Below are 11,129 nucleotides of genomic sequence, written 5' to 3'. Positions count from 1 at the left end.
CCCCCGGCCCGGGGGGCCTTGGGGCCGCGGGGCGGGCTGAGGCGGGCCGCGGGGGTTCTTTCGCCTCAGTCGCCGGCGCGCCCTACGCGCGCCCGGCTACGCCGGCTCCGGCCAGACGAAGCGCAGCCGCTCGAGGAAGGTCAGGCGGGCGGCGAGGTCGTCCGGGGTGCAGGCCATCACGGCGACGACGCCGATCCCGACCGGCGCGCCCTCCTCCGCCTCCTCGGCCGGGGCGGCCTCGATCGCGATCTCGGCGACCGCGCCCGGCGGGGGGAGATCCAGCACCACGACGGGCCGCGCCTCGGCGGCGACCTCCACCTCCTGCCGCGCGGCACGGCCGAGGCGCAGCACGACGGTCCGGGCGGCGGCCGCGCCGCGCAGCGCGAGGTGGACGCGCAGCGGTCCCTCGCAGGGCGGCAGAGGCAGGCGCAGCAGCGCGCGGCCGGGGCGGGTCCAGCAGCCCCAGCCCTCCGGCGCCAGCCAGCCGCCGCCGTCGCGCAGCAGTTCCGACCAGAGCAGGCTGGCGGCGGGCTGCACGGTCGCCGCCTCGGCCAGGCGATGCACGATGCCGAGCGGCGGCGGCGCCAGGCCGGGGGCGGGGCCGGGCGGCATGGCGGCCAGCGTCTCCACCAGACCTGCCGCCACCGCACGCCAGCTCCTGAGCCGCCTGCCCTCGGCGATCCGCGCCTCCGCCGCCGCGCGGAAGCCCGGCTCGAACAGCAGGCGCTCGACCAGGGCGAGGAATTCCGGCTCGCTGCCCGGCGCATGGTGCAGGGCGACGCCCTGGCCGGATTCCAGCAGGCCCGAATGCGCCGGCGCCACCACGACCTTGCCGGCCGCCAGCGCCTCGGTCACCGGCAGGCCCCAGCCCTCATGCTGCGAGTGGTAGAGGGTGAACAGCGCGCCGGCATAGAGCCGCTGCAGCGCGTCGTCAGCGACATCGTCCAGCCAGAGCACGCGCCCGGCCAGCGCCGGGGCGCGCTGCAGCAGCGCCAGCGCCGGCCCCGCCTGGAAGCCGGCGCGGCCGACCAGCACCAGCGGCGGCACCGCGTCGCCATGCCGGCGCAGCAGCGCGAGCCAGGCATTCAGGACGAAGAGGTGGTCCTTGCGGCTCTCGATCGTGGCGACGAAGAGGACATAGGGCGTGCCCGCCAGCTCGGCCTCGCGCGGATGCGGTGCGGTGGCGGGCGGCGGCGGCAGGGCGGCGTCGGGGCGCAGCAGGCGCAGCGGCGGCACAGGCAGCCCGGGCAGCGCCTCGGCCGCCAGCCGCGCCACGTCTCCGCGCGTCGCCTCCGACACCGCCAGCACCAGGTCGGCGGTGGCGGGCAGCGCGGCGAACCAGCGGGCGAAGCGCGCGGCGGCGGCGGGCTCGCTGTGCTCGGGCGCCAGGATGGGCCCGACATCGTGCACCAGCGCCGCATAGCGCAGGCCATGCGCGGCGCGCGCGGCGCGCACCGCCTGGTCGTAGCCGTCGAGCCACCAGGCGGTGCCGAGATTGACCAGCCACGCGCCCTCGGCGAAGGCGAAGTCGGGCGCGACGGCGAGCATCGCCTCCACCTGCGCGACGGTGCCCGCCCAGGCGGCATCCCCGGGATCGGCACCGGCGCGGGAAAGCGCCCTGAGGCGCAGGAAGGCCTCGGGCGGCAATTCCCGCCACGCGCCGCGGTCCGGGCGGAACACCGCGAGCCGCAGCTCGGCCGGTGCGGCGTCGCGCGCCGCGGCGGCGGCGGCGATCTCCATCTGGACGCGCTGGATGCCGCTCGGCGCGCGGTGGGTGCCGAACCAAGAGATCAGGTCCGAGACGTCGAGCACGAGGCGGATGTCGTCGAGCAGGCGGAGGCCCTGGGGCGGCGGCGCGATGCCCGGCGTCGTCAGCAGCCCGACCGCCTCCTGCCAGGCCGCGCCATGCGCCGGGTCGAGCTCCAGCGCCCGGCCATAGGCCGCCCGCGCGCCCGCCAGGTCGCCGGTGAGCTTCAGCGCGTGGCCGATCTGCAGCTGCAGATCGGCATCCTCGGCGAGCCCCGCCTCGGCCCGGCGGTACGAGGCGAGCGCGCCGGCGGGGTCGCCGGCCTCCTTCACGCAATGGCCGTGCTGGATCCAGGCGCCCCAATCCTCCGGCCGGGCGGCGAGATGGGCAGCGTAGGCGGCGGCGGCACCACGCCAGTCGCCGGCGGCGCGCAGCGCCCCGGCGCGGCCGAGAGGGGAGCCGGCCGGATCGGTCCCGCCGCGTCCCGGCGTCGGCGGCGGCGGCGGCGGCGCATCTGCGGACATGGGCCCATTCCGTAGCCCGCTTGCGCCGGCGCCGGAAGCGGCGCCGCGCCGTCAGGCGAAGGCGTAGTCGGTCGCGTGGATCGTGGTGGCGTTGGTGAGCCGGATCACCGCGCTCGCCGTGCCGTCTCCGGAACTGGCCAGCCAGTCGGTCGCGTTGAGGCGGATGAGCTGCGCGCCCTCCGCCGCCGTGCCGAAGCCGAGGAAGCGCAGGCTGTCGCCCTCCAGCGCGCCGCCACCGGCGAAATCGGTGATGACGTCGCCCTCCGCCTCCCCGGCGACGAGAACGAAGACATCGAAGCCCGCGCCGCCGGTGAGCGTGTCGGCGCCGCCCGCGCCGTCCAGCGTGTCCGCCGTCGCGCCGCCGGTCAGCCGGTTCGCAGCCGCGTTGCCGGTGCCGGCGAAGTCCTGCGCGGCGGCGTTGACCAGGTTCTCAACATCCGGGAGGCCCGCCAGGCTGAAAGCGGCGAGCGTGGTGCGCACCGTGTCGAGGCCGCCCGTCTCGACGATCACGTCGCCGGCATCGTCCACCACATAGGTGTCGTTGCCGGCGCCGCCGGTCAGCGTGTCCGCGCCCTCCGCGCCATCGAGGGTGTCGGCGCCGTCGCCGCCGGCCAGCGCATTCACCGCCGCGTTCCCGGTGCCGCGGAAGCTGCCGGCGCCGGTATAGACCAGGTTCTCGAGCTCGGCGCCGAGCGTCCAGGCGGTGAGCGCGGTGCGCACCGTGTCGAGGCCGCCGCCGGGCAGCTCCACGGCCTGGTCGAGGGCGTTGTCCACCAGATAGGTGTCGTCGCCGAGGCCGCCGGCCAGCGTGTCCGCCCCGGCGCCGCCATCGAGCGTGTCGGCGCCCTCGCCGCCGGTGATGGCGTTGGCGAGCGTGTTGCCGGTGCCGGCGAAGCCGCCGCCGCCGATGAAGACGAGCGCCTCGACCTGCGTGGCCAGGGTGAGGGCGGCGAGGGTGGTGAGCACGGTGTCGGTGCCGCCGCCCGTCGCCTCCAGCACCCGGTCGCCGGCCTCGGTGACGAGGTATGTGTCGTCGCCGAGGCCGCCCGACATGCTGTCCGCGCCCGCACCGCCCGAGAGCGTGTCGTCGCCGGCGCCGCCCGAGAGCGTGTCGTTGCCCGCCTCGCCATCCAGCGAGTCGCCGAGCGCGCCGCCGGTGATGCGGTTGGCCAGCGCGTTGCCGGCGCCGATGAAGGCCTGCGTGCCAACATAGGTCAGGTGCTCGACCGCCGGCAGCGCGCCGAGGCCGTAGGCGGCGAGGGTGGTGCGCACCGTGTCGAGGCCGCCGCCGGTCTCGACGATCACGTCGCCGGCGTCGTCCACCACATAGGTGTCGTTGCCGGCGCCGCCGGTCAGCGTGTCGGCGCCCGCGCCGCCATCGAGCGTGTCGGCCGCGCTGCCGCCGGTCAGGCGGTTGCCGGCGGCATTGCCGGTGCCGAGGAAGGTCGCGGTGCCGGTGTAGGCCAGGTTCTCGAGCTCGGCGCCGAGCGTGTAGCTGCGCAGCGTCGTGCGCACCGTGTCGGTGCCGCCGTCGGCGTCCTCCCGGATGCGGTCGAGCGCGTTGTCCAGCACATAGGTGTCGTCGCCGCCGCCGCCGATCAGCGTGTCGGCGCCGGTGCCGCCGTTCAGCGTGTCCGCGCCCGCGCCGCCGGTGATGCGGTTCGCGAGCGTGTTGCCGGTGCCGGCGAAGGGGCCGGCGCCGGTGAAGACCAGGGCCTCGACATGGCCCGGAAGGATGTAGGCGCCGAGCGTGGTGCGCACCGTGTCGAAGCCGCCGCCCGAGACCTCCAGCACGCGGTCGCCCGCTTCCGCGACGAGGAAGGTGTCGTTGCCGGCGCCGCCGATCAGGCTGTCCGCGCCGCCCCCGCCATCGAGCGTATCGGCGCCGCCGCCGCCGCTCAGCGTGTCCGCGCCTTCGCCGCCGAGGAGCGAATCCCCCTGCGCGCCGCCGGTGATCCGGTTGGCGAGCCCGTTGCCGAGGCCGGTGAAGGCGCCGAGGCCGGTGTAGGTGAGGTTCTCCACCTCCGCCGGCAGGGCGTATGCGGCCAGCACCGTCTGCACCGCGTCCAGAAGGCCGCCGCCCGCTTCCTCCAGGATCAGGTCGCCGGGGTCGTCCACCAGGTAGATGTCGTTGTCGGCGCCGCCGGCGAGGCTGTCGGCGCCGCTGCCGCCATCGAGGGTGTCGCGCCCGGCGCCGCCGGAGAGGGTGTCGTCCCCGCCGGCGCCCGCGAGCGCGTTGTTGCCGGCATTGCCTTGCAGCTTGTTGTCGAGCGCATTGCCGGTGCCCGACAGGCCCGCGGTGCCGGTGAGCGTCAGGTTCTCCACATCGTCCGGCAGCAGGGTGGAGAGCGGTGTCACGATCTCGTCGATGCCGGCATCGGGCAGCTCGATGACGAGGTCGCCGGCCTCGTTGACGTAATAGAGGTCGTCGCCGGCGCCGCCCTGCATGGTGTCCGCGCCGACGCCGCCGTTCAGCGTGTCGTCGCCCGCGCCGCCGGCCAGCAGGTTCGCCAGCGTGTTGCCCGTGCCGGCGAAGCCGCCTTCGCCGACGAAGGCGAGGCCCTCGAGATTGAGGCCGAGCGTGTAGGCGGACAGCGTGGTGAGGATGGTGTCGTTGCCCGCCTCGGTCGCTTCCGAAACGCGGTCGCCCGGATCGTTGACGCGGTAGGTGTCGTTGCCGAGGCCGCCGACCAGGCTGTCCGCGCCGGGGCCGCCTTCCAGCAGGTCGTCGCTGGCGCCACCGACGAACATGTCGCCCGCGAAGACGAAGGGATGGGTCCCGCCATAGGTGTTGCCCACCACGGCGATCGGGATGCCGGTGACCGCGGCGCCGTCCAGCCGGTTCAGCAGGATGAAGGCGCCGTCCGGGAAGTCGCTGACGAAGTGGTTGCCCTCGACCAGCAGGGAGTTCTCGGCGTAGCGCATGCCTTCGCCGGCGTACTGGATGACCGCCTTGTTGGTCGAATAGGGGCCCTTCGCGATGACGTTGTCGCGGATCACCGCGACGCCGCCATTCGAGATGTCGATGGAATAGCTCGAGCCGTAGCCGGTCTTGCCGAGCTGGGGCAGGTCCTCGATGCGGTTGTTGACGATGACGTTGGTCGCGGCGCGCGACTTGATCTGGTGGCCCTGCGAGAAGACCGAGTGGATATAGCTGTTCTCGACCAGCAGGCTGGTGACGGCGTTGATGTAGATGTTGTGGCACTTGCCGCCGGCGGCATAGGCGCTGCCGGGCGGCGCGCCATTGGCGCTGAACTCGGAATCGCGGATCACCACATTGGTGCCGGTCGGCGGGCTGAAGGCGTTGGTGGAGCCGACCAGGATGCCGTTCTCGTTGCCGTGGATGTAGCAGCGCTCGATCGTCAGGTCGCCATTGCCGATCTCGTGCAGGATGGCCGCGCCGTTGGGGTCGGGGCCGGGGCGCTTCGCGCCGTAGATCTCGAGGCCGACCACCGTGAGATGGACGCCGAGATTGCCGGGCACGTTCAGGATCGCCCGCCCGTCCACCGTCAGCGGCGTGGCCCGCGTGAGGGACGCCATGCCGTCGTCGCAGCGGATGGTCAGGCTGTGGGTGATGTCCGGGACGTCCTCGACATAGCTGCCCGGTGCGAGGATCAGGACGTCATGCGCCTGGGAGGCGAGGATCGCCTCGCCCAGCGTCGCGAAATAGGTGTCGCTGGTCTGGTTGTAGACCGCGTCCATTCTTGTCCCCCGCCGGCAGATCCCGTCACCCCTGGTGAGGCCAGGATGCCGGATTTGGACCGATCCGGCAACGAGAAGCGCTGGCTACCGCGGCGCGGGGCCGCGCGCGTCAGGCGCGGCCGTAGGTGTCCTCGAAGCGGACGATGTCGTCCTCGCCAAGATAGGAGCCGACCTGGACCTCGATCAGCGTCAGCGGGATCATCCCGGGGTTCTCCAGCCGGTGGACGCAGCCGAGCGGGAGGTAGACGCTCTCGTTCTCCCGCAGCAGGAGGCGTTCAGCGTCCTTCTCGACGATCGCGGTGCCGGCCACCACCACCCAGTGCTCGGCGCGGTGGAAATGCTTCTGCAGGCTCAGCTTGGCGCCGGGGCGCACGGTGATGCGCTTGACCTGGAAGCGGGCGCCGAGCGCGATGCCCTCATAGCTGCCCCAGGGGCGGTAGACGCGGCGATGCTCCGTCGCCTCCTTGCGCTTCTCGGCCTTCAGCGTCTCGACCAGCAGCTTCACATCCTGCGCGCGATCGCGCCGGCAGGCGAGCACCGCGTCGTCGGTGACGACCAGCACCACGTCCTCGAGCCCCACCACGCCGGCCAGGATGCCTTCCGAGCGCACGAAGCAGTTGCGCGAGTCCACCAGCGCCACCGGACCGACCGCCGCATTGCCGGCCGCGTCCTTCGGCGTGATGTCCCACATCGAGGCCCAGGAGCCGACATCGGACCAGCCGGGGTCGCAGGGCACCACGGCGGCGAGCGCGGTGCGCTCCATCACCGCATAGTCCACCGAGATCGAGGGCGCGGCGGCGAACCCCTTGCCGAGGCGGACGAAGCCGAGGTCGCGGCTGGCGTCCGAGACCGCCTCCCGCACCGCGTCGAGGATCGCGGGGGCGTTGGCCTGGAATTCGTCCAGCAGGGTGCGGGCGGTGGCGACGAACATGCCGCTGTTCCAGAGGTGCCGCCCGCCGGCGACCAGGGACGCGGCCTTGGCGGCGTCCGGCTTCTCCACGAAGCGGGCGACTGCCTGCGCGGCATGGCCGCCGGCCTCGGTGCCCGGCAGGGCGGCGCCGGTCTCGATGTAGCCGTAGCCGGTCTCGGGGTGGGTCGGGCGGATGCCGAAGGTGACGATCCTGCCGGTCCGTGCCGCCGCGGCCGCGGCCTCCAGCGCGCCGAGCAGGGCGGGGACGTCGGCGATGGCATGGTCGGCGGCGAGGATCCACATCACCGCGTCCGGCCGATGCTCGCCCACCAGCAGGGCGGCGGCGGCGATGGCGGCGGCGGAGTTCCGCGCCACCGGCTCCAGCACCACCTGCGCGCCCTCCTGCCCGATCTCGCGCATCTGCTCGGCCACCAGGAAGCGGTGCGATTCGCTGCAGACGATGAGCGGCGGCGCGAAGCCGGGGCCGGTCGCGCGGGCGGCGGTTTCCTGGAGCATGGTGCGGCCGGCGGCGAGCGGCCAGAACTGCTTCGGATACCCCTCGCGCGACAGCGGCCACAGGCGCGTCCCGGTGCCGCCGGAGAGGATGACGGGCACGATCTGGTCGGCGCTCGCTGCGGACATGCGGGAATCCTGCCTGAAGTGTCGCAACCGGCGCGGGCCGGCGGAAGGCGGTATGTCGCAGCCCCCGGCAAAAGGGAAGGCGGGCCTGGCGGGCCGGGGCGGCTCAGCCCGGCAGCGGCAGCGGGTCCGCCAGGGCCTCGGCCGGCAGGGCGCGGTCGCGGCCGGCCCGCTTGGCGGCATAGAGGGCGGCGTCGGCCGCCTCGATCACGCGGCCGATCTGCTCGCCATGTTCCGGCCAGGCCGCCACGCCGATCGAGACGGTGACCTGCGGCAGCGCGCCGGCACCCCCGCCATGCAGGGCGCGGATCTGGTCGCAGAGCTCCCGCGCGCGGACCAGCGCCTCGGACGCGTTGCAATCCGGCATCAGGACGATCAGCTCCTCCCCGCCATAGCGGCAGGCGAGGTCCATGCGCCGCAGCCGCGCCTGCAGCAGCCGCCCGACCTCGCGCAGCACCGCATCCCCCGCGGCATGGCCGTGGCGGTCGTTGACCTGCTTGAAATGGTCGAGATCGAGCATGAGGACGGCGAGGGAGGCGCTGCGCCGTTCGGCATGCGCGACCAGGCGGGGCAGCGTCTCGTCCAGGAAGCGGCGGTTGTGCAGGCCGGTGAGCTCGTCGCGCAGCGCCTGGCTGCGCAGCTTCTCGCGCAGCGCGAGGTTGGCCAGGGCGAGGGAGACGCCGTCGGCCAGCGCCTGGGCCAGCTCGATCTCCGCCGCGCTCATGCGCCGCCGTTCGGGATGGAAGAAGCTCAGCACGCCATAGACCTCGCCGCGCGCCTGCATCGGCACGCAGAGCAGGCAGGTCTCCGCATCGCCGAGATGGTCGCAGCGGAGGTTCTCGCCGGTCGCCTGGCCATGCGGGCGGCCGCGCTTCAGCGCCCAGCACTCGTCCGGGGCGAAATGCTCGGGCAGGTCGGGCGGCAGGCCCCGCGCGCCCCAGAGGCCCAGCATGTCCAGCCGGTCGCGGGAATTGCTGAAGATGTAGAAGGCGCCCGAAAGCTCGGGCAGCAGCTCCGCCGCGGTGTGGGAGACGACGCGGCGGATGTCCTCGGGCGCGTGGCTGCTCTGCAGCAGCTCGCCCATGCGGAACAGCGCCGCCACCTCCCGCCCGCGCGCATCCATCGCCGCGCGCGCCCGTTCCGCGGCGGCGCGGCGGCGCGCGAGCTGCCCGACGGCGCCCAGCAGCATCACGAGCATGAGCAGGGAGGAACCGCCGACCAGCATGAGCCCGACCGCCTGGCCTTCGCGCAGCTCGGCATCCAGCACGCCGAGCTCGTCCTCGATGTCGTTGCGGAACCCGCCGAGCACCTCACGGAGCTGCGCGACGGAAGAGAGCCCGCCGCCCTGCACCACCGCCTGGCGCGTGGCGTCCAGCGCGCCGGACTCGATCATCGCATGCGCCTGCTCGCGCACCCGCAGGATGTGCTCCAGCGTCTCGCCCACCGGCGGCAGGCCGCGCGCCGCGAGCGGGCCGGCCAGGCGCGACGCGAGCTCCCGCCCCTGGCTGCGGAGCGCGTCGCCGGCGCGGAGCGACGCGTCGCGATCCTCCGTCCGGCCGGAGATCATCCAGTGCCGGATCACCGCCTGGCTTTCCGCGACCAGCAGCAGCAGCCGCTGCGCGTCGGCGACCTTGCGGTGCAGCGTGACGATACGGTCCTGCTTGTGCTTCAGGTGGCTGTAGCTGCGGAAGGCCGCGCCGGCGCCGAGCGCCGTCAGGAGGAACAGGCCGCCGGCGAGCAGGATCGCCCGCGGCCGACGACGGAGAAGCCGGATGGACATGGCGCGATCCTCCGCCGCCCCCGCTTAAATCTTCCCTAATCGGAAAGGTTGCCGCGCCCGGGCGCGGCCGCTACCCATACCGCGCAACGCCAGGACGGGCCGACGAAGGCCCGCCGCCATCGGGAGGCCCGCCATGCCCTTCGCCACCACACGCCGCACCGCGCTGCTGACCGCCGCCGGCCTGCTCGCCGCGCCTGCGCTCCGCGCCCAGGCGCAGGCGCGCTTCCCGGACCGGCCCATCCGCCTGATCGTCCCCTGGGCCGCCGGCGGCACGACGGACGTGCAGATGCGCGCCTTCGGCGAGCAGGTCTCGAAGCGGCTCGGCCAGCCTGTGATCATCGAGAACAAGCCCGGCGCGGGCGGCGTGCTCGGCCCGCAATCGCTGCTGCAGGAACGGCCGGACGGCTACACCCTGTCGCAGATCCCGATCAGCGTGTTCCGCCATCCGCAGATGGCCCAGCGGGCGCTGTTCAACCCGCTCGAGGACTTCACTTATATCAGCCACGTGACCGGCTACCTGTTCGGCACGGTGGTGCGCGCCGATGCGCCCTGGCGGACGCTCGGCGAGCTGCTGGACTACGCGAAGGCCAATCCGGGCAAGGTGAACTACGGCACGCCGGGCGTGGGCACCTCGCTGCACATCACGATGGAGCAGATCGCGGGCGCCCGCGGCATCGAATGGACTCATGTGCCCTTCCGCGGCTGGGCGGAGAATGCGCAGGCGCTGCTCGGCGGGCAGATCCAGGTGAGCTCGGACAGCTCGGGCTGGGCCGAGCTGGTGAAGTCCGGCCAGATGCGCCTGCTGGCGGTCTGGAGCGCGGAGCGCGCGAAGCGCTTCCCGGAGGTGCCGACGCTGCGCGAGAGCGGCGTGGACATCGTCTCCGCATCGCCCTACGGCATCGCCGGGCCGAAGGGGATGAACCCCGAGGTGGTGCGCACGCTGGACGCCGCCTTCCGCGCGGCGCTGTTCGACCCGGCGCATGTGGCGATTCTCGATCGCTTCGACATGGCGCCCTGGTATCTCGGCCCGGCGGAGTACGACGCCTTCGCGCGCAAGCAGTTCGCCGAGGAAGGCGCGATGATCCGGCGCCTCGGGCTGCGGCTGTAGTCGCCAGCCATCGTCGCCTTGGGCACCGCCCATCTCCGCTGCGGCGACGACCTGCGGGCGCGCCTGCCGGCGGCGGGGTGGGCGGGCGAGTACCTCGCCTTCGCCGATCCGGTCTGCCAGGGGCCGGTCGGCGCGGACGGGCTCATGGCCTATCTCGGCGTCCGCGCCCGCTTCGTGGCGCTGCATTACGGCGCCGCGCTGCAGGCGGTGCGGCTGCGCCTCGGCGCCGAATACGCCGCGCTCAACGGTCTCGACCGGTTCGAGCGGATCCTGCTGTGGTTCGAGCATGACCTGTGGGATCAGGCGGCGCTGATCCGCATCCTCGGCCTGATGGCGGAGCGCCGTGCGCTGGAGGGACGGCTGTTCCTGATGCCGGCGGATGGCGTGCGCCCCTTCGCCGCGCTGCCCGACGCCGAGCTGGCCGCGCTCGCGCCCGCGCCGCTGACGCGCGCGCAGCTCGAGGCCGGCGCGCTGGCCTGGGAGGCCTTCGCGGCCGAGGATCCCCGCGCGCTGGATGCGCTGTGGCGTCGCCCCTCCCCGCTGCCGCATCTGGGCGCGGCGATGCGCCGCCACCTGCAGGACCTGCCCTGGACGACGGACGGGCTCGCCCTGACCGAGCGGCTGCTTCTGCAGGCGGTGGCGGCCGGGGGCGCGGGGGGCGGGGGGGGGGGGGGCGCCCGGCGTGGGGCGGGCCCCCGGGTACCGGGTGGGGAGCCGAA

General features: G+C 74.0%; 6 protein-coding genes. 2 read left to right on the top strand and 4 right to left on the bottom strand.

Going from position 1 to position 11,129, the window contains the following annotated elements; translation table 11 throughout:
• Positions 1–96 precede the first annotated feature (96 nt).
• The 4 genes from AC1MIR_RS12880 to AC1MIR_RS12865 form a co-directional block, all read right to left on the bottom strand.
• Positions 97–2,271: a glycosyltransferase gene (locus AC1MIR_RS12880; RefSeq protein ID WP_480028549.1), complete on the bottom strand. Its 2,175-nt coding sequence runs from the start codon at positions 2,269–2,271 to the stop codon at positions 97–99.
• A gap of 51 nt (positions 2,272–2,322) precedes the next feature.
• Entirely contained in the window at positions 2,323–5,973 is a 3,651-nt protein-coding gene (locus AC1MIR_RS12875) for a beta strand repeat-containing protein (protein ID WP_480028548.1), read from the bottom strand.
• A 109-nt stretch (positions 5,974–6,082) separates the two neighbouring features.
• Positions 6,083–7,525: a mannose-1-phosphate guanylyltransferase/mannose-6-phosphate isomerase gene (locus AC1MIR_RS12870; RefSeq protein ID WP_480028547.1), complete on the bottom strand. Its 1,443-nt coding sequence runs from the start codon at positions 7,523–7,525 to the stop codon at positions 6,083–6,085.
• A gap of 103 nt (positions 7,526–7,628) precedes the next feature.
• A complete protein-coding gene (locus AC1MIR_RS12865) occupies positions 7,629–9,302 on the bottom strand; it encodes a GGDEF domain-containing protein (protein WP_480028546.1) in 1,674 nt (557 codons plus the stop codon).
• 133 nt (positions 9,303–9,435) lie between these two features.
• Between AC1MIR_RS12865 and AC1MIR_RS12860 the strand changes: the two genes are divergently transcribed.
• Both AC1MIR_RS12860 and AC1MIR_RS12855 read left to right on the top strand, forming a co-directional pair.
• Complete coding sequence (locus AC1MIR_RS12860) at positions 9,436–10,410, top strand: tripartite tricarboxylate transporter substrate binding protein (RefSeq protein ID WP_480028545.1); 975 nt, start codon at positions 9,436–9,438, stop codon at positions 10,408–10,410.
• Positions 10,411–10,428: 18 nt separating this feature from the next.
• A partial coding sequence (locus AC1MIR_RS12855) for a hypothetical protein (RefSeq protein WP_480028544.1) occupies positions 10,429–11,129 on the top strand: 701 nt, incomplete at its 3' end.

The organism is Falsiroseomonas sp. RANM36, from assembly GCF_056682175.1.
The sequence above is the reverse complement of the archived record's forward strand: the minus strand, read 5'-3'. Positions and strand labels throughout refer to the sequence as shown.